An 18,038-nucleotide genomic window follows, 5' to 3' on the forward strand; every position below is an offset into this window, starting at 1 on the left:
TCAGCGGGGCGTGTCGCTGCCCATGCGGGTGCGGATCGAGGAGAGGGCGTCGTCGGCCCGCGCCTGGGCCATGCCGGCCAGGCTCTGCAGGCGCGGGTCGTCCTTCGCGCGGTCCCAGCCGCGCCGGATCTGCTCGTAGCGCTCACGCCCGGCGCGCGCGCCGAGCACGTAGCCGGCACCGAATCCGGCCAGGAACGACAGCTTCGCCACAAGGACCTCCAGGGCAACGGGAGCGGAACAGTCGATGACGCTACCTGTGAGCATCGTCGCCCCGGACACGGCCGAGGGGGCTGAGGAACGACCCGATCGTTGCGGTACTCTGGTCGGGTCAGCGGGTGTTCGCGCCCGCTCGTCCCTCGTAGCTCAATTGGCAGAGCATGCGACTGTTAATCGCAGGGTTACTGGTTCAAGTCCAGTCGGGGGAGCAACGTAAGGCCCTGACCAGCGAAATCGCCGGTCAGGGCCTTCTCCCTTTGCAAGCCAAGACAACGCTGGCACTCTTTAGGCACTCACTACCGAGTGCCGGAGGTGTCCCGTGGGCCGTCCACCGCTGCCCCTGGGCACCAGCGGCAAGGTCCTGTTCGCCACCATGCCCAATGGCATGGTCAAGGCCCGGGTCAAGTTCCGCGACCACGACGGCCAGGTCCGGCTGGTCTCCAAGACCGCGGCGAGCCGGGCCGCAGCCGAGCGGGCGCTGAAGGTGGAGCTGACCGTCCGCCGTTCCCCGGGTGGCACGGGTGCTCTCACCGCAGGCACGCGGGTGTCGGCGTTGGCCGAGGCCTGGCTGGCCGCCGAGCACGGCTGGTCGACCGGCACCGAGCGCACCTACCGCTCGACGGTGCGCACCCAGGTGATCCCGGCATTCGGCCGGTTGTGCCTGCGCGAGATCACCCCGGGAACCGTGAACCGGGCGCTGACCAGGATCGCCCAGCGCAGCGGCTCGGGAGCGGCGAAGACGGCTCGAGCGTGTCTGTCGGGGATGTTCGCCCTGGCGATCGCGGACGGCGCGGTGACGTCCAACCCGGTGCGTGATGCCGGCGCCCGGTTGACCACGACCGCGAAGAAGGCGCCGCGGGCGCTGTCGGTGGAGGACGCCAGGCGGCTGGTCGAGCTGTTCCACTCGAGCCCACGGGCTGCCGAGCTGGACGTCGCTGATCTCGTCGACTGGATGCTCGCCACCGGCGCCCGGATCGGTGAGGCGTTGGCACTGCGGACCGGAAAGGCTGATGGTCGGCCGCTGCTCGACCTGGACGCCGGCACGTGGGAGGTCAACGCCACCACGGTGCGGGTGCCCAAGCAGGGGATGGTCGTGCAGCCGCGGACGAAGACCGCCGCCGGCTGGCGGATCGTCGCGGTGCCGGCCTTCGCCGTGGAGATGGTGCGCCGGCGGCTCGCGTCACCCCGGCGGCCGGACACCGCGCTGGTCTTCCCGACGCCGGTGTCCGGCACGCTGCGGGACCCGACGAACGTCTCCGCCGATCTGCGCCAGCTGTTTGACGGCTTCGAGTGCGAAGCGTGCGACGGAGCCGGCGTGCGGCCGGTGGCGGGTGGACGATCAGCCCGCTGCACGGAGGGGCCCTGGTCGTGGGTCACCTCGCATACGTTCCGCAAAACAGTCGCCACCCGGCTCGACGAAGCTGGCTTCACCCCGCGCCAGGTGGCCGACCAGCTCGGCCACGCCAACCCGTCGATGACCCTGGATGTCTACTTCGGCCGCCACGTGGTCAGCGCCGAGGCCGCTCGGGTGCTTGGTCGATGATCCGCGTGGGCGCCGCCGCGGATCCTTGGCACGACGGCAGAGCGGCGATCACGCTCACTGCTCAGCCCGCTCGTTCCGCACGTCCCGCTTCCGACCGCTCGAGTAGCCAGGCGGTCACGTCGGCGCGGCGATAGACGACCCGACGCCCCAGCCGGAAGCTGTGCGGACCAGTGCCGAGATGCCGCCAGTACCTCAAGGTGGACACCGGTGAGCGCATGATCTGAGCGACCTCAGCGGTGGTCAGCAGGTCATCGGGGCTGTCCATGGACGAACCTCCTGGTCGTTCCTCACGCATGTCGGTCAGGCTTGGCCTGCAAGGTAGGACCAGCTGTAGACATCCTGGCGGCTCGGCCAGCCGGCGCGGCCGACGGCGAGGCTGGCGCGGCTGCGTTCGCTGATGAGGCGTCGTTCCATCTGGACGTAGGCGGCGAAGATGTGGAGGACGAGTTCGCCTAGCGGGAGCGGCCCACAAAGGTCAGAGGTCCGCCGATTCGGGCCGTTGATTTCGGGCACGGGTTCTGGGCCGGTTGATCCGACGGCCGACCTGCGCAAACGCCCGACGAGCCAAGTGGCGCGACGAGCGGCCCAGAAACGGGTGGTTGTTGGCCGCAGTTTCGGAACCCCTTTCTGGTCACACAGAGCGACACGGCCGATTCCCGCTAGCCGCGCTCTGCGCTGTAGGTCCGCGCGCCCCGTCGGGTGCGGAACTGGCCCGCGCTTGACCGCATCGCTCGTGCGCTCATGCCGCCTCGACGGGACCGGGAGCCAGTCGCCACTCGACCTCGCCGTCGACGATCACGGGCGTGGGGTGCAATCCGAGGTGGCGGGCTACGCCAGCAGAGGCCAGATGGTGCGGGTGGATGTGCGCGACCAAGTCCGCGACACCGACCTGGAAGAGCCACGCGACGACCACAGCGGCGGCTTCCTTCGCCAGGTGCTGGCGATGGTGACTGGTGGCGATGATCCAGGCGAGTTCAGCGGTGATGCGGTTGTCGGCTGTGCGGGTGAGGGTGGCCTGCACGGTGCCGATGAGTTCGCCGGTGTCGTGTCGGCGAAGCATCCAGTTCAGCCATCCCTGAGTGCGATCCGGAGAGTGCCCATGGACCTGGCGGGCGTACCGAGCGCGAAGTTGCTCCTCGGTGGCTGGCGCCCCTCCGGTGAACTGGTGCAAGGCAGCATCCCCGAAGGCTGTCGCGGCCTCGGTGGCGTGACTGACCTGCAGCGGCTCAAGCGCCAGACGAGGTGAGGAGAGGGGGACTGCCGCGGGCCAAGGTGCATGAATCACGCGAGAAGCGTGCCTGCTGTCCGTCCGGCCACGCGCGCCCGGACTACCACTGGCTCCCGTTGGCTCCTAAACGGTTGGGTATCGGGCCGTCCGTTAACGGGGGTTTGTGGTCGGCGCTGAAAGCACTGTCGACACGGGTTGCGTTGTGCGTGCCGGCACGTCAGTGGTGCGGGGACGACGAGCACCGGGGTGTCACCCCGCCCGCGTCACCCTTCCTCCGCGGCTCGGGCGGGTGGGCTCGTGCGGTGGCCGTGGCCACCAGGTCGCGGGCCGGTCCGGCGGGTGGTCTGCCGGTGGGACCCACCCACACGGCCCGCAACCGTCGGCCCAGGTCTACCCCGGTGAGGCCGACTGGGACCAACCGGCCGTCGCGCAGGTCACCGGCCACCGCCAGTCGGGGCAGGACGGCCGGGCCGAGCCCGGCCCGGACGGACTCCCGGACGGCGGTCGCAGTGCTGAGCTCGAGCACCGGCGCCGGGCCCGGGGTGCCCAGCGCCTGCTCGAGCGCGGTGCGGGTGCCCGAGCCGACCTCGCGGGTGACGAGCGGGGTGCGGGCCAGCAGGGCGGCGGCCACCGGCCGTCGCCGACGGGCCCAGGGGTGGTCCGGAGCAACGACGAGCACCAGGTCATCGGTGCCCACCACGACCTGGGAGAGGTCGGCCAGGGGGTCCGGTCCCTCGACGAGACCCAGGTCCACGACCCCGGCGCGAACCAGGTCGGCCACGGCGGCGCTGTTGGTGGCCGTCAAGGTGATCTGCTCGACGCCCCCGTGCGCCCGCAGGGCGGCCAGCCACCCCGGGACCAGGTGCTCGGCCACGGTCATGCTCGCCGCCAACCGCAACCGTGCCGATCCCCGGTGACGCAGTGCGGTCAGCCCGGTGTCCAGGTCGGCGGCGGCCTCCACCACGCGAGCCGCCCAGGCGGCGAAGGCGGTCCCCGCCTCGGTCAGCCGGGTGCCGCGGGCCCGCCGCTCCAGGACGGCAAAGCCCACCTGCCGCTCCAAGGTGCGCAGCCGGGCCGAGGCGGCCTGCTGGGTGACACCGTGCCGGCGCCCCGCGGCACCGATGCTGCCGGTGGCCACCACGTCCAGCAACAGCTCCAACGCCCCCAGCTCGGGCACGTGCGGACTCAGCGGCACGCCGTCAGCTCCGGCAGCCATGCTGCTGCGGCGCCCAGGGCCTGCTGCAACCGCCGGCCGGCCTCGGTCCGGGCATGGGTGTTGCGCTGGGAGGGGTGCGGCACCGCCAGGGTCGCCACCGGGTGCGCGGGTGGGTGCATCGTCAGGTACCGCATCCAGCCGGCCAGTGCCGCCGTCCCCAGCGGGACGACGACCCGCAACCGCGGGACCAGCTCGAGGACCTCGGCTAATGCTGGACCGGCCTCCACCAGGTCGGCCGCCCGTGGGTTGCGCCAGGCCTCGGTGGTGCCCAGCGCCCATGGGACGACGTTCCACCTCAGGCAGTCCACCGCCCGCAGCGGGGACGCTTCCCGCGCGGCCCGCAGCACCCGCGCCGTGGGGTCGGGGTTGTCCTCGGAGGACAACCCGCGCTCCCCCAGCGCCATCGTTGCCGGGCCCGGGCTCTCCAGGAGCAGCAGCACCCGCGCACCGGTGCCTCCGCCGTCCGGGTCGAACCACGGCACCGCCCGACCTCGGCCCCGCCACCGCCGGACCAGTGCATTCAGCGGCGCGACGTGCGGGGCGTCCAGCCGGGCGAGCTTGAGCTCTCGCATTGTCTCCTGCACAGGTGCGACGCTAGATCCCCGTGGCAAAACCCACAAGCTTCACTTGTGCATGCACAACGACGCGGCGGCTACCGGCAGGGTCGGCATCAGCGCAGGGTGGACCCATGACCAGCACGGCGACCCACCCCACCCCCGAACCCGGCCTGTTCGCCAGCGCCGACGACCGGCGACTGGCCGTGGCCACCATCGGCCCCAACTGGTTCGCCTCGGTCATGGGCACCTCCATCGTGGCCACCGCTGCAGCCACCCTGCCCGTCACCGTCCCGGGCCTGCAGGTCCTGGCACAGGTGGTGTGGGTGCTGGCCGGGGTGCTGCTGCTGGCCGTCTCGGCCGCCACCCTCGCGCACTGGCGATACCACCCCAACACCGCCCGTCGGCACGCCAACAACCCGGTCATGGCGCACTTCTACGGCGCCCCACCGATGGGCCTGCTGGCCTTCGGCGTCGCCACGCACCTCGTCGGGGCCGACCTCATCGGCGCCACCGCGGCTCTGTGGGTGTTCGCCGTCCTGTGGATCGCCGGCACCGTCTACGGCCTGGTCACCGCCGTCGGGGTTCCGTACCTGGTCTTCACCCGCCACGACGTCGCCGAGGACGCCGCGTTCGGCGGGTGGCTGATGCCCGTCGTCCCGCCCATGGTGTCCGCGGCCACCGGCGCCCTGCTGGTGCCCGAACTGCCCGCCGGACAGCTGCGTACCACCCTGTTCACCCTGTGCTGGTCGATGTTTGGGCTGTCGCTGCTGGCCAGCCTCGTGGTGATCACCCTGGTGTGGGGCCGACTGGCCCGGCACAAGATCGGCGCCGCCGCCATGGTGCCCACGCTGTGGATCGTGCTCGGTCCGCTGGGGCAGTCGATCACCGCCGCCAACAACCTCGGCGCCCAGGCCCACCTCGCCGTCCCCGAGCCCTACGCCACCGCCTTCCAGGCCATGGGTCTGGTCTACGGCCTCCCCGTGTGGGGCTTCGCCCTCATGTGGGCCGGGATCGCCCTCGTGGTGACCATCCGGACCGCTCGCGCGCACCTGCCCTTCACCCTCACCTGGTGGTCGTTCACCTTCCCCGTCGGCACGGTCGTCACCGGCACCTCGGGCCTGGCCCTGCACACCGGGGAGACCTTCCTGCAGGTCGCCGCCCTCACCCTGTTCACCGGCCTGCTCCTGGCCTGGGCCACCGTCGCCGCCCGCACCATCCGCGGAGTGCTCACCGGAACCCTGCTGCGCTGACAGCCGGCCCAGCCGGTCACCGTCGGAGTTGGCCCGCTCGATCCCTGCGGTCCAGGTCACCGTCCCCGCAGGTCACGTCCGCCGACACTCGAGTCCTCGGCCAGGTCGCGGCGGCGAGCATCACTGCCGGCCTCCCCCTCAGCCTCACCCAGGCTGGACATCAAAAGGTGACTACGAGCGGACTTTTGGTCCGAGTTGTGGAACGAAATCCGCAGGACCGTATACGGGCCTTTCCGGTCGCTACTCGATGCGCCGACGTCGTCTGGGGCCGTGTCCCTTGGCGGCCTACGAAGAGACAAATTGGTCAGCCAGCAGCCGCGATGCGACGCACGTCGTCCGCGGTCAGCCGCGCCTGGTACGGGTCGCTCACCGAGCCCGTGATCGTGGGGTTCGCCCACTCGACGATCTGGGCGAGGGTCTCGTCGTCGGGGTCGTCAGTCCGCAGGTGGTCGGGGAGTTCGAGGGCGTTGAGGCCGGCGGTCGTCGTCTCCCGGTCAGGCAGGAGCAGGTAGTAGGCGGTCCACATCCGGAGGAACGCGTTGAGGTCTTCCCCGATGATGCCCATGCAGCCGGGCTCGAAGATCGCACCGATTTTGGCGATGATCGGTCGAGTCTCGGTGGGCGGTAGCCACAGTCCCACCGGGTCTCCGTTGCCGTCGTTGCCGAACAGCACAAGCTCGTCCGGGACTGGCCAACCCCATTCGCGATGTGTCGCGGACGCCTGCGCGACGCTGAGCTCACCGTCGGTCTGCAACGGGTACAAGACGCAATTGCCCCCGAGCCAGGATCCACCGTCGTGCCGCTGGTACAGCTCTCGGAACGCGCCCGGCAGGGGTCGTCCGATCGACTGCTCGACGGAGTCCAGCTCGTCGGGTGACGCGGGAGGCAGAGGCTCGTGGAGTCACGCGGTCGCCGTCCAGGCCCGCCAGACGCGATTGTCGAGTTCGGACATGCTGGGGACCCTAGGCCGACACCACTGCGAGCATCGCGGGACCTGCCCCAGGATCTACCCCGTGTTGGGCTGCCACGAATTCAGTTGACTCGTCGGGAGCGAGGCTCCACCGTGCGACAGGTCAGACTGCGGGCCGTGGAACTACGCGAGCACATCCTTGGCTACTTGGTCACGCCGGGAGCTGACACGCGCTTCGGTGACCCCTACTTGCTCCGCCACATCGCTGTGCAAGCAAGCCGGCCCCCGCACGAAGTGGCCGAGGCGCTCTGGGGTCTGGTCGGCGAGGGCCTGGCCTACATCGACAAGGCCGGCCAGGGGTCGAGCACCGACAACTGGCGCTGGCGGGCGAGCGCCCGAGGGATCAAGACAGCAACAACAGGGCGCTGGGAACCGCATGACCCGGACGGATACCTCCGCCGTCTCCGACGAGCCGAACCAGGCGTCGACGCCTTCGCCCTCGTCTACCTCGAGGAAGCGCTGCGAGCGTTCAACGCCCAGTGCTTCCTCGCCTCCTCCGTCATGCTGGGCGTTGCATCCGAGCGGGTGGTGAACGAGCTGGCTCTGTCGATGGTCCAGTCCTTCGGCCCATCGGCCGAGAAGCTGCGCAAGGCCGTAGAGAACCCGCGTACGTCGCAGAGCGCCCGGTTCGAAGAAGTGCGCAAGCTCCTGGATTCCCACCGCGGCCGCGTGCCCGACGGGCTCGCTGACAGCCTCAGCCTTGATGCGGTGACGGACTTGCTGCGCCTGACGCGCAATGATGCGGGGCACCCAACTGGGACAGAGATCGACTACGACACCGCGTACACGCACTTGCAGATGGCAGCGGCCTACTTGATGAAGATGACACGGCTGGCGCACCACTTCGATCGCTCGCCCTATGACGCGCACGCCTGAATTGACAGTGCTGCGCCGAGAAGAGCCGTTACATCAGAGTGAGCCGCATCCATTCTGCTCAGGCGGTAGCTGACGTCTGTATCCGAGGATGCCCCTTGTCCCGCGGCGCCAGCTGTCCCGTGCATGTCTAGCAACGTCGGTGCCGGCTCTTGGTCGGGACGTCATGGCAGGTGAGCTCGGTTGAACTCCTGCTGCAGGCGTGGCCTGCGGCGGTGGGTGAGGCGGAGGTCGGCGATGAGCCGGTCGACGTGGTCGATGTGTTCCTGGTCGCTGGTGCCGGCGGCGAGGGTGCGCATTCCGGCCAGGCGTCGGGCGGCGTCGCGGTAGTGCCGTGCGTCGGCGTGGGTGAGGTCGCTCTCGACGATCCGGGCGTGGACCGGGAATGTGGCCGGTGGGTCGATGGCCTCGTATGCGGTGGCCAGCGTTCCCCAGGTGTGGTTGTCGTCGGGGTCCAGGCCGAGGTCGTGGGCGAGCTGCCAGGCACGTCGTGGGTCGCGCAGGGTGCCCAGCGCGAAGCTGACGGCGTCCCGCGGTTGCTGGGCGAGCCGGTCGATGACGTCGTCGTCGATGTCGGCCCAGGCCCGACCGGCAGCGGTGGCGGCGTCGTGCAGTCGGGCTGCGGTGGAGTCGGTCGGCCATCGGTCGAAAACCGAGCGGCGGGCGGCGAGGATGTCGTCCGCGTCGTACCCGGGTTGTTGGTCGAGCAGGGACACCCACAGGTCGGCGCACTCCTGAGCCTGGTGGAAGGGGTTGATCCCGGCGCCCTGCCGGGCCCAGCTGGTTGCGAGGTCGACCCGGTCGATCTCGACGAGGGCGACCGCGGTGTCGTGGAACCAGCGGGCGATGCGCCGGTCGCGTGCGTGGGTGCGGATGACGGCGTCGGCATCCCGGTCGAGGACGGCGAGCCGTTGCTCGTTCCAGGACAGCACCCAGTGCTCGTGCCGGTGGCTCGATGCCAGGCGGTCGGCCGGCGGGTCCCCGACCCGCACCTGGATCTCGCCCAGGCGGTGGCGGTAGGCGGTGATGCCGTCGGCCCCGAGGGCCGGGGCGTAGGCAACGGGGTCGAGCTCGAAGTAGTCGACGTCGCCGTCGAACTGGAACGCGATCATCCAGTCGACCAGCCGGCCCGGTGGAGTTGACGCGGCGGCCGCTGTTCTCGGGTGCAGGGCCAGTAGCCGGCGGCACGCGTCACCGATGACTCCGCTGGAGTCGTCGGCTCGTGCGATCACCTTGATCGCGCTGGTCAGCGCCTTGTGGGTCACCGCGTGCACCTCGACCGGATCACGGGTCGGCATGGCCTGCTCGAGCAGGTCGACTGCTTCGTGCATCACCATGCCGTGCTGGCTCGCCGAACCCCAACGGTGCAGATCGGTGCGAGTCCGGATCAGCGGCAGCACCGCGGCGGCGAGAGATCCCACCTGCTCATCGTCCCGGGCTCGTGGAACCCCGCCAACCCCGCCAACCCCGCCAACTGGGCACGGCCCGCGCCTGGAGCGCACCGGCGCACCGCGCAACCCGAGATGTGGAAGTGGATCCCTCGTCCACAGGACCGCCGCAGAAGCGTTCCGCCGTCATTACGTCGGTGCAGCTTTACGTTATGAGCGACCCTACGGAAACGGAACGACGGATCTGTCGCTTTCCCGGCTGCCAGCGGCCGGCGGCGGCATCGCATGCCGGGGCTGGCCGCCCGCCGGAGTACTGCGACGACAGCGCGCACAACCGGACCGCCGCCTGGCATGCACGCCGCCGACTGCGAGCGGCGCAGTCCGGGCACGCGCCCGGAGTCGAGTCGCGGCCGGTGGACGCTGCGCGGCAGCGGGCCGGTGAGTTGCACGGTCAGGTCGCCGGCATGGTCGAGCACCTGGGTGAGCAGCTGCAGGGGTTGCTCGAAGAGCTGCGGACCGTGGCCGATCCGGAAGCTGCCGAGCTGCAGATCGAGGCTGCGGCGAGTCAGGCGGCCGAGCAGGTGGCGACCGCCGAGGCGCGCGCAACTCGGGCTCAGCAAGCGCAACGGCGCGCCGAGGCCGAGCGCGCCGAGGCCGACGCCGCTGCGGAGGAGGCCTCTGCGCTGAGCGAGCAGCTCGGTACCGGGCTCGAAGAGACTCGCCAGCGGCTGGCGGAGGTCCAGGCCGAACGCGACGGGGCGATCGCCGAGCTGGCAGACTCCCACGCGGCTGCGGAGAAGAAGCTGCACAGGTCTGCTGCAGAGCTGGCCGAAATCTCACAGCGGCTGACCGTCACCGAGGCGCGGCTGGTCGAGGCGCACGATGGCGGGGACACCGCGACACAACGAGCCGAGGCAGCCCTGGTCGCGCAGTCCGAGGCAGAGCAACGCTTCCGCAACGCCGTCGAGCGGATCGAGGCCGAGTCGAAGCGCGCCGCCCGGGCCGAGGAGGCAGTGGAGTCGCTACGCCGGGACCTGGCGCTGGTCGAACGGCGAGCTATGGACCTGCATGAGGAGGTCGGCGATCTGCGCGGGAAGCTGGCGACGATGACCGCCCAGCGTGACGCCGCCGTTCGCGGCGCCGAACGCGAGAAGGCCCACGGTGAGCAGCGGGTCGACGACCTGCGTGCCGGTCACGAGGAGGAGCACCGCCGACTCCAGGCGGAGTTCGGCGGGCTGCGCGGTGAACTCAACGCCGCACGCGAGGAAGTCGCCGTGCAGCGCAGCAGAGCCGATCGGGCCGAAGCCCGACTCGACAGCACCCCCGTCGCACGTGAGACCCGGCGTCCCCAGTCGCCCGCCGGGCGTGGCAGGCGTCGAGGCGAGGGCACGACCCCGGGCGCCGACCAGACCGGCGGCTGATGTCCCGGAGGCTTGGCCGGGCACACCGGACTGGTTCATGCGAGCGGCGCCCTGCCGGTGTGCCGAAGATCCCGCTTCCGAAGATCGGCCGCTGGCTTTCGCTCGTGTCAGGCAGCGGCCGCGAGCAAGAAGCCCACCGTGAGAGCAGGGCCGTACGGGATCGTGCTCCGACGGTCCCCGCCGCGCATCACGGTCACGACGGCCTGCGTCACGGTGATCACGGTGAACGCGGCGAAGGCCAACAGGAGCCCGCGAGGTGTGGCATGCCCCAGGCCCAGCCCGCCGAGCGTCGCCAGGCGGACGTCACCGAACCCCGCTCCTGCGAACCGCCAGCACAGGAGCAACGTCAGCCCCGACGCCATCGCGGCGACGCCGCTGAGCGCCAGTCCCGGCCAGTCGCCGTGCACGGCCAGTGCCACGGTCAGCAGAGCGCAGGTCAGGACGCCGGCCTGCCGAACGAGTGCAGTCGGGATGCGCTGGGTGACCGCGTCGCAGCACGCCGCCGTGACGAGCGCACATCCCCAGAGCAGCAGGACGGGCGCGAGCTCCCAGATCCCCGTGCGTTGTGCCACCGCAACCGCCGCCGTCCCGGCCGCGATCCCGCCGAGAGCCCCCGCCAGACCCAGACCCCTGCTCGCGGCGTCCCGTCGCGCCAGCTGCGCGAGCCCGCGTGCCAGCAGCACGGGTGTGGCCGCCGCCCCGGTGACAACGGCTGCGACCACCACACCCAGCCACACAGCATCCATGCGCGCCAGGTGCCTCCTCGCCGGACCGCGAACGACTGCTCCCATGCGCTGGCACCTCGTCTGCCGAGGCGCGGGGGAGCGGGCTGCGAGTGTGCGGCGCAGAAACCTGACAGGGCCTCGCGATACACCCATCTGGGGGACGACCGGCAGAGCCATCGTGACTCTGAGTCACCCGAATGGGTGTCATGGTGCTCGATGTCACACCGTGTTCACGGCGAAGAGGAAGTCTCGATGCACGAACAGGCAGACCGGAAGCGGAGCGGAGGACGCGTGCAGGTGACGCGGACGGCGGTCACGGCAGCGGTTGCTGGCGTGCTCACGGTCTCGGGCTGCTCGTCGTCCGGCGGTTCCTCGACTGCGCCGACTTCGACACCGACCTCGGGGTCGTCGTCGAGCGCCGCACCATCCGCGACCGATCCGGCCGACGAAGCACGAGCACAGGCCGTCGAGTTCGTCCCCACCTACGTCCAGACGATCGACGACCTCTACCTGGACCCGTCGCGCCCCCTCGACGACCTCTACGAGGTGGCCGTCGCGCCGGAGGCAACCAATCAGGCCACTGCCATCGGAACCTTTCGTTCGCAGGGCTACCGGCAGGTCGGGCGATCCCAGCTGGTGACGGCGACCGCCGACAGCGTCGACCTCACGACCGATCCGGCGGCCTCGCCGTCACCAACGCTCCCGACCGTCGTGGTCACCGCATGTGTCGACGTGAGCCAGGTGCAGGCGACCGACGCCTCCGGGACTTCGGTCGTCCCCGCCGACCGCCCGAGATACCTCGTTGCACGGCTGACGCTGGTCAACCCGGACTATCCGGACGCCTCCGGATGGCGGGTCAGCGAGGCTCCGAACAGGCAGGCGCAGTCATGCGACGGGTGACGGTCGCGCTGTCCGGGGCGCTGCTCGGCCTCTGCGTCCAAGGCGTGCACTCGGGCACGGCCATGGCCGACCCGGTCGCTTGCCAGCAGTTCAACTCGCTCGGCATCTGCGTGGTGGAGGTCGAGTCCGCTCAGCAGCCGAGAAGTCGGCCGGTCGCAGTGGGCTCCGGTGGCGGTGGTGGAAGTCAGGAGGCTTCGTGCACCCTGGACGCCACCGGCGCCGCCATACCCTGCCAGGAGGGCCCGTCGTGGTGGGTCCAGAGCTTGCAGTGCTACGCCCAGCCGATGCTCGAGCCACCGCCCAAGGACTCGCCGGTGTGGAGCGGGCACACCGACGGCACCGTCTACCTGTGCACCTTCTACACGGACGGTGGGGCCTTTCCCGGCACGAACGGGTTCTCGTTCTGGTCGGCCACCGCGCCGGCCGGCCCCGCGGCCGTCGACCCCGCGGTGCTCGCCGAGCAGGCGCTGCGCACCCTGACCGTGCCTGAGCCGACGACCGGTCGCTACCCGGCCGGGACCATGCGGGATGGCCGGGCCTTCACCGTTGTCAACGCCTATACGTGGTTCTGGACCGACCCCGCATCGTTCCGAGCGCTGACCGCGCGGGCGGACGCCGGCGGCGTCTGGGCGGAGGTGACGGTGACGCCAACCGCCTTGAGCTTCACACCCGGCGACGGGGCTGGTGCTGTCTCGTGTTCCGGCCCCGGGGCGGCCTGGCAGCGCGGCGACGGTGTCTGGGCTCCATCCCCGACGGGCTGCCAGTACCGGTATCCGCATTCGTCGATCCACCAGCCCGATGAGCAGGTGACGGCGACCTACGGCATCAGTTGGTCGGTCGCCTGGACGTCGTCGACAGGAGCGAGCGGCACTCTGCCGGACCTGACGACGACGTCGAACGCGACGTTCGCGGTTGCGGAGGTGCAGGCGGTGGTGACCGGGTGACAGCACAGGTAGAGGGGACGACGACGTTAGCCGGGCGTGCCGCGGCTCCGGTGCGTGAGGCGGCACCACCACCGGTCCCCACGCTGCGGAGCGCGGCGGCAAGGCGGCGCACCAGCCGCAAGTCACTGGTCCTGAGCCTGCTCGTCGTCCTGCTCGGTGGTCTGATCGCCTTTGCCGCCGGCCGGATGCTGACCGCCCAGACCGAGGTGCTTGCGGTCGCCCGGGACGTGCAGGTGGGCTCGACGATCGCCGCCGACGACCTGACGATCGCGAACGTCACCTCGGACCCCAACCTGTCACCCATCCCTGCGGCCCAGCAGTCCGAGGTCGTCGGGATGGTGGCGCAGGTCCCGCTGACCCGTGGCGAGCTGCTGACCCGCGCCCAGGTCGGCACGGGCACCGGACTCGCGGTCGGGGAGATGCTGGTGGCCCTGCCGTTGAAGGAAGGCCAGTTTCCCTCTCGCGGGGTGACGCCGGGGCAGCAGGTGCTGATCGTTCCGACTCCCGGTGCCGCGGGCTCCACCAGTGGGACCGATGCCATGGGCGGGACGTCCGGTCGGCCGACCGAGGCGACCGTCGCCGAGGTGGGGCCGGTGAACCCGGCCACCCAGGTGACGGTCGTCGACGTGCGGGTCCGTGAGGCCGAGGGTCCAGCGCTCGCCCAGCTCGCCTCCACCGGCAGTCTGGCCTTGATCCTGCTGCCGACGGGGCGGTGATCGGGTGCTGACCGTTGTGGCCTCCGGCAAGGCAGCCCCCGGCGTGTCGACGTCGGCGTGGGCGCTGGCCTTGTGTTGGCCTCGACCGCTGCTGCTGGCCGACTGCGATCACGCGGGCGGCGATCTGGCGCCGGGGCTGCTGGCCGGACGGGTCAGCGTCGACCGTGGCCTGCTGTCCTGGTCGGCTGCCGCTCGTCGGGGGTTGCCGGCGACGGCGGCCGCCAAGCTGTTCGCCGAGCATGCGGTGCAGGTACCCGAGCATCCGCAGGTGTCGCTGATCCCCGGGTTCACGACGGCCACGCAGGGGGCGTCGTTCACCTCCGAGACGTGGGAGCGGCTCGCGCTGGCACTGCGCGCGTCCACGACCGCCATCGGCCGGGACGTCGTGGTGGACGCCGGACGACTGGTCACCGATCGGGGATGTTGGCCGGTCCTGCGGGCCGCTGACCAGGTGCTCCTGGCGGTGCGGCCCAGCGTGCGGTCGGTGCACGCGGCACAGGACGCCGTGCGGCGGGTGCGTCAGGAGCTCGGTGACCTGGCGAGCGTGGCCGCGCTGGTGGTCGGGAACGGGCCGTACTCAGCCAGCGAGGTGGTCAAGGCGCTGCAACTGCCGCTCGCCGGCGTGCTGCCCTACGACCCCAGCGCGGCCGCTGCCCTCTCCGACGGGGCGGTCTCGAGCATGAAGACGCTGCGGCGGTCCGCGCTGATGCGCGCGGCGTCGTCCCTGGCCGGCGAGCTGGCTGGCTCCGCCGAGGCCTCCTCGCTCGCTGAGGCGGTGGCCGGATGAGCCCCGAATACGCCCGGCCGCCCCGGTCGCCATCGTCGACAGCACCGGAGCTCCCGCAGGTCCCGACGCGCCCGCTGCTGTCCGGCCTCGGAGGCGACGTCCCAGGAGACGTGCCCCGGGCCAAGACCACGCCGTCCGATGCTGCGGACCTCACCGAGGTCGAGTATCGCGTCGTGGCGGAGCTGCGCGACCGGGTGTCGACGCGGTTGACGGCGGAGGACAAGAACTACGCGGCCGGTCCGCGTCGGGAACTGACCAAGAAGCTGATCCGCGACGAATACGACCAGTGGCTGCTGCACGAGGCCAACCGCGGCCGGGCCGTCCCCGCGGTGGCCACCGAGGACGGGATCTTCGCCGCGGTGCTGGCCGAGCTCGACGGACTGGGGCGGCTGGCGCCGCTGCTGACTCGGGACGACGTGGAGGACATCCACTTCGAGGGCTGCGACCCGACCGTGCTGCGCACGGTGGACGGCCAGCTGGTGGCCGGACCGCCGATCGCCTCCACCGACGAGGAACTTGAGCAGCTGCTGCGGTCGATCGGATCACGCTCGGACGGCGGGCAGACCAGCCGCGAGTTCTCCTCGGCCAGCCCCATCCTCAACGTGCGTCTAAAGGGCGTCACCCAGCTGGGAGCTCGCCTGCAGGCCGCGATGGACGTGCTGCCCCGCCCGGCCGGAGTGATCCGGGTGCACCGCTTCTCCGACCCGAGCCTGGACGACCTGCACCGGCTCAACATGGTCGACTCACCGATCCGGGCCTTCCTGCGCGCGGTGATCGAGGCCGGCGTATCGCCGCTCGTGACCGGGGCGCCGGGCGTCGGCAAGACCACCCTGCTGCGCGCGCTCGGCAACGCGATCCCGTGGAACAACGTGGTCATCACCGTGGAGGACGAGCGTGAGCTGGGCCTGCACCTGCCGCGGTGGGATCCCGACCAGCAGCGACTGGTCAAGCGGCACGCCGTCTGCCGCCCCTTCGAGTCGCGGCTGCCCAACGCCGAGGGCAGGGGCGGATTCGACATGGGGGACGCCCTGCACCTGGCGCTCCGGGCCTCGCCAACCTGGGTGCTGGTCGGCGAGGTCCGCGGCGCCTACGTCACCTCCTTGCTGGAGGCCGCGACCAGCGGCATCGCCTCGGTGATGTGCACGATCCACTCCCCGTCGGCTGACGGCGTCTTCGACAAGGTCCTGATCAACGCGCTCAAGGCACACCCGACGCCGTCACCGGAGCTGGTCCTGCGCTCGCTGGCCGCCCTCGGCCTGGTCGTGCACGTGCAGCGCGACCACGGCTACACCCGGTTCGTGTCAGGCATCTACGAACTGGGTGCGATCGGCGACTCCGGTCGCCCCGACCTCAAGCCGATCTTCGCGCCGCGACCCGACGACGGCCGCGCCCGGGCCACCGGGCCGGGGATGCTCAGCGACTCGCTGGCCGAACGTCTGACCGCGGTCGGCTTCGACCTGAACTGGCTGCACCCGGAGGCCTCCGACTGGCCCACCGACCTCCGCCGGCAGGAGTGGGCGTCGTGACCGCCGGGATGCTGCTGCTCGTCCTCGCCGGGCTGCTGGTCTCCGGCGGTCTGGTCGTCGCGGTCGCAGCGGTCCGTGGGGTCGGCCCGTCCACTGGTTCGCTGTCCGTACGCCGTCCCCGCCGACGGCGCATCACGCCACTGCACCTCGGCGCCGTGGCAACCGGGGTGCTCGCGCTGCTGATCACCGGCTGGCCGGTCGCCGCGCTGGCCACCGCCGGCGGCGTCGTGTTCATCCCCAAGGTGCTCGGCGGCGGCAAGGCCGCCAAGCGGATGATCGCCACCTCTGAGGCGCTGGCGGACTGGACACGGCGGCTGGCGGACCTGATCAGCTCGGGCGCTGCCGGTTCGACCCGGGATGCGCTGCGCCGCTCGCTGAGCTCGGCGCCGGAGGCGATCGCGCCGGCGGTCACCAACTTGGTGACCCGGATGGGGCCTCAGGGCGTGGAGTCCGCGCTGCGGCAGTTCGCCCGTGAGGTCGACGACCCGGCCGCCGACAAGATCGCCATGGTGCTCATCCTGCGGGAGCGGAACGGCGGGCCAGGTCTGGCCGAGGTGCTCACCGCGCTGGCCGCAGACCTCGACGACCGCTCGCGGATGGTTCGCGAGGTGGAGGCCGAGCGCGCCAAGCCACGGGCGAACATGCGCACCATCGTGGTGGTCACCCTGGTCCTGGTCGTCGCGATGACGCTGTTCTCCCGTACCTTCCTGTCGGGCTACTCCACGCCTCTCGGGCAGGTGGCGTTGCTCTTGGACGTCGTGCTCTTCGGTACGGCGCTGCGGTGGATGCGCCGCCTGTCCGACCCGCCCCGGCCGCCGCGTGTGCTCGTCGACCCCGATCTGGTCACGGTGGACCGGTGACCGGGCTGCAGACGGCCACCCTGGCCGGCATGGTGGTGGCGCTCGGTCTCGTCCTCGCGGCCCGGGCGCTGCGTCCCGCGCCGCCGTCGCTGATCGCGGCGCTCGAGCAGCTCTCGGCCAGCCCGACCGCGGGAACCCTGCCCCCGCCGGGAACGACGTCGAACTCGGCGGGGCACCGGTGGACCTGGTTGCCGTCGGCGATGGTTCGCGTGGTCGAGGGACGCCTCGGCGTCCCCGATGCCGACCTGGCCATCCTCGGCCAGACCCGCAGTGAGCTTGCCGCGCGCAAGCTGACCCTTGCCCTCGCCGGGTTGCTCGCCCCCGCGGTGCTCGGCCTCGTCGCCGTGCTGGTCGACATGCCGGTGCCGTTCGTCGTGCCCGGCGCCGTCGGACTGGGGTTGGCTGCGGTCGGATGGCTGCTCCCGTCGGCCGAGGCCCGGGAGGCGGCGGGGAAGGCGCGGGCGGAGTTCCGCAGCAACTTGGAGTCCTTCCTCACCCTGGTGGCCGGCGAGCGCCGGGCGCGAGGCTCGGTGGAGCAGGCCCTCGAGGAGGCCGCGGAGATCTCGGGCAGCCTGCCGTTCGTCCGCATGCGGCGCGCGATCCGGCGCGCCGCGCTGTCCGGTCGTAAGCCCTGGAGCGACCTCCGCGACCTCGGTGACGAGCTCGCGGTTCCCGAACTGCGCAGCCTCGCCGACATCGCCGCGGTGGCCGCCGACGGGGCGTCGGTCTACAACACCTTGCTGGCCAGCGCCCGCACCCTCCGGCACGCCGAATTGTCCGATGCCCGCAGCCAGGCCAACGAGGTCAGCGAGCGGATGTCCCGCCCGCTGGCGCTGCTCGTCACCGGACTGACCTTGTTTGTCCTGGTCCCGTTCCTGCTCCGCATGTTCGCCGTCAGCACCTGACCCCACACCAACG

Annotated in this window: 19 protein-coding genes and 1 tRNA gene; 12 read left to right on the top strand and 8 right to left on the bottom strand. The window is 71.3% G+C overall.

All coding sequences use genetic code 11. The features are described 5' to 3' along the window. Nucleotides 1–210, bottom strand: a complete 210-nt coding sequence (locus CRP29_RS20475; RefSeq protein WP_097196912.1) for a hypothetical protein — start codon at nucleotides 208–210, stop codon at nucleotides 1–3. Nucleotides 211–352: 142 nt separating this feature from the next. Here CRP29_RS20475 and CRP29_RS20480 point away from each other — a divergent pair. Further along, nucleotides 353–425, top strand: a tRNA-Asn gene (locus CRP29_RS20480). 110 nt (nucleotides 426–535) lie between these two features. Further along, nucleotides 536–1,759 carry a tyrosine-type recombinase/integrase gene (locus CRP29_RS20485; protein WP_097196913.1) on the top strand — a complete coding sequence of 408 codons (1,224 nt, stop codon included), beginning with the start codon at nucleotides 536–538 and terminating at the stop codon, nucleotides 1,757–1,759. Between the two features lie 61 nt (nucleotides 1,760–1,820). Here CRP29_RS20485 and CRP29_RS20490 read toward each other — a convergent pair whose 3' ends face one another. The 4 genes from CRP29_RS20490 to CRP29_RS20510 all read right to left on the bottom strand — a co-directional run bounded on the left by CRP29_RS20490 (nucleotide 1,821) and on the right by CRP29_RS20510 (nucleotide 4,787). Continuing rightward, nucleotides 1,821–2,024: a helix-turn-helix transcriptional regulator gene (locus tag CRP29_RS20490; RefSeq protein ID WP_217991693.1), complete on the bottom strand. Its 204-nt coding sequence runs from the start codon at nucleotides 2,022–2,024 to the stop codon at nucleotides 1,821–1,823. Nucleotides 2,025–2,498: 474 nt separating this feature from the next. Beyond that, the gene (locus CRP29_RS20500; RefSeq protein WP_097196916.1) at nucleotides 2,499–3,044 is read right to left on the bottom strand and encodes a GNAT family N-acetyltransferase; all 546 of its coding nucleotides are present in this window, start codon (nucleotides 3,042–3,044) and stop codon (nucleotides 2,499–2,501) included. A gap of 160 nt (nucleotides 3,045–3,204) precedes the next feature. Next, complete coding sequence (locus CRP29_RS20505; RefSeq protein WP_217991694.1) at nucleotides 3,205–4,182, bottom strand: LysR family transcriptional regulator; 978 nt, start codon at nucleotides 4,180–4,182, stop codon at nucleotides 3,205–3,207. Further along, on the bottom strand, nucleotides 4,173–4,787 hold the full coding sequence (locus CRP29_RS20510) for a uracil-DNA glycosylase (protein WP_141437183.1): 615 nt from the start codon (nucleotides 4,785–4,787) through the stop codon (nucleotides 4,173–4,175). The genes CRP29_RS20505 and CRP29_RS20510 overlap by 10 nt, the downstream gene beginning before the upstream one ends. 104 nt (nucleotides 4,788–4,891) lie before the next feature. Here CRP29_RS20510 and CRP29_RS20515 point away from each other — a divergent pair, with 104 nt between their 5' ends. Next, on the top strand, nucleotides 4,892–6,010 hold the full coding sequence (locus tag CRP29_RS20515; RefSeq protein WP_097196919.1) for a TDT family transporter: 1,119 nt from the start codon (nucleotides 4,892–4,894) through the stop codon (nucleotides 6,008–6,010). Nucleotides 6,011–6,314: 304 nt separating this feature from the next. Here CRP29_RS20515 and CRP29_RS20520 read toward each other — a convergent pair whose 3' ends face one another. Continuing rightward, nucleotides 6,315–6,899: an SMI1/KNR4 family protein gene (locus CRP29_RS20520; protein ID WP_097196920.1), complete on the bottom strand. Its 585-nt coding sequence runs from the start codon at nucleotides 6,897–6,899 to the stop codon at nucleotides 6,315–6,317. A gap of 198 nt (nucleotides 6,900–7,097) precedes the next feature. Here CRP29_RS20520 and CRP29_RS20525 point away from each other — a divergent pair, with 198 nt between their 5' ends. Continuing rightward, nucleotides 7,098–7,856 carry a hypothetical protein gene (locus tag CRP29_RS20525; RefSeq protein WP_097196921.1) on the top strand — a complete coding sequence of 253 codons (759 nt, stop codon included), beginning with the start codon at nucleotides 7,098–7,100 and terminating at the stop codon, nucleotides 7,854–7,856. 161 nt (nucleotides 7,857–8,017) lie between these two features. On the opposite strand, the gene CRP29_RS20530 is transcribed toward CRP29_RS20525, so the two are convergent. Next, nucleotides 8,018–9,274 (bottom strand): DUF6880 family protein, encoded by a 1,257-nt coding sequence (locus CRP29_RS20530; RefSeq protein WP_176523071.1) that lies wholly within the window; start codon nucleotides 9,272–9,274, stop codon nucleotides 8,018–8,020. A 431-nt stretch (nucleotides 9,275–9,705) separates the two neighbouring features. Between CRP29_RS20530 and CRP29_RS20535 the strand changes: the two genes are divergently transcribed. Further along, nucleotides 9,706–10,662 (top strand): coiled-coil domain-containing protein, encoded by a 957-nt coding sequence (locus tag CRP29_RS20535; protein ID WP_141437184.1) that lies wholly within the window; start codon nucleotides 9,706–9,708, stop codon nucleotides 10,660–10,662. 107 nt (nucleotides 10,663–10,769) lie between these two features. On the opposite strand, the gene CRP29_RS20540 is transcribed toward CRP29_RS20535, so the two are convergent. Then, nucleotides 10,770–11,408, bottom strand: a complete 639-nt coding sequence (locus CRP29_RS20540) for a peptidase (RefSeq protein ID WP_097196923.1) — start codon at nucleotides 11,406–11,408, stop codon at nucleotides 10,770–10,772. A 270-nt stretch (nucleotides 11,409–11,678) separates the two neighbouring features. Here CRP29_RS20540 and CRP29_RS20545 point away from each other — a divergent pair, with 270 nt between their 5' ends. From CRP29_RS20545 to CRP29_RS20575, 7 genes are all read left to right on the top strand, one after another. After that, nucleotides 11,679–12,287: a hypothetical protein gene (locus CRP29_RS20545; RefSeq protein WP_245853146.1), complete on the top strand. Its 609-nt coding sequence runs from the start codon at nucleotides 11,679–11,681 to the stop codon at nucleotides 12,285–12,287. A 62-nt stretch (nucleotides 12,288–12,349) separates the two neighbouring features. Next, on the top strand, nucleotides 12,350–13,231 hold the full coding sequence (locus CRP29_RS20550; protein ID WP_245853148.1) for a hypothetical protein: 882 nt from the start codon (nucleotides 12,350–12,352) through the stop codon (nucleotides 13,229–13,231). Beyond that, the gene (locus tag CRP29_RS20555) at nucleotides 13,228–13,947 is read left to right on the top strand and encodes an SAF domain-containing protein (protein WP_097196925.1); all 720 of its coding nucleotides are present in this window, start codon (nucleotides 13,228–13,230) and stop codon (nucleotides 13,945–13,947) included. The genes CRP29_RS20550 and CRP29_RS20555 overlap by 4 nt, the downstream gene beginning before the upstream one ends. 4 nt (nucleotides 13,948–13,951) lie before the next feature. Beyond that, nucleotides 13,952–14,734 (top strand): CpaE/TadZ family protein, encoded by a 783-nt coding sequence (locus tag CRP29_RS20560; RefSeq protein ID WP_097196926.1) that lies wholly within the window; start codon nucleotides 13,952–13,954, stop codon nucleotides 14,732–14,734. A gap of 110 nt (nucleotides 14,735–14,844) precedes the next feature. After that, nucleotides 14,845–16,260: a TadA family conjugal transfer-associated ATPase gene (locus tag CRP29_RS20565; protein ID WP_245853149.1), complete on the top strand. Its 1,416-nt coding sequence runs from the start codon at nucleotides 14,845–14,847 to the stop codon at nucleotides 16,258–16,260. Beyond that, nucleotides 16,257–17,120: a type II secretion system F family protein gene (locus CRP29_RS20570; RefSeq protein ID WP_097196928.1), complete on the top strand. Its 864-nt coding sequence runs from the start codon at nucleotides 16,257–16,259 to the stop codon at nucleotides 17,118–17,120. The genes CRP29_RS20565 and CRP29_RS20570 overlap by 4 nt, the downstream gene beginning before the upstream one ends. Next, entirely contained in the window at nucleotides 17,117–18,025 is a 909-nt protein-coding gene (locus tag CRP29_RS20575) for a type II secretion system F family protein (RefSeq protein WP_097196929.1), read from the top strand. The genes CRP29_RS20570 and CRP29_RS20575 overlap by 4 nt, the downstream gene beginning before the upstream one ends. Nucleotides 18,026–18,038 lie beyond the last annotated feature (13 nt).

The sequence above is a fragment of the Blastococcus aggregatus genome (genome assembly GCF_900221005.1).
In the GTDB taxonomy this organism is placed as follows: Bacteria; Actinomycetota; Actinomycetes; order Mycobacteriales; family Geodermatophilaceae; genus Blastococcus; species Blastococcus aggregatus.

Bases quoted from the DNA above. Each gene is read 5' to 3' on its own strand.
- CRP29_RS20490 (WP_217991693.1), bottom strand. From the start codon at position 2,024: ATGGACAGCCCCGATGACCTGCTGACCACCGCTGAGGTCGCTCAGATC.
- CRP29_RS20515 (WP_097196919.1), top strand. From the start codon at position 4,892: ATGACCAGCACGGCGACCCACCCCACCCCCGAACCCGGCCTGTTCGCC.
- CRP29_RS20535 (WP_141437184.1), top strand. From the start codon at position 9,706: ATGGTCGAGCACCTGGGTGAGCAGCTGCAGGGGTTGCTCGAAGAGCTG.
- CRP29_RS20540 (WP_097196923.1), bottom strand. From the start codon at position 11,408: ATGGATGCTGTGTGGCTGGGTGTGGTGGTCGCAGCCGTTGTCACCGGG.
- CRP29_RS20550 (WP_245853148.1), top strand. From the start codon at position 12,350: ATGGCCGACCCGGTCGCTTGCCAGCAGTTCAACTCGCTCGGCATCTGC.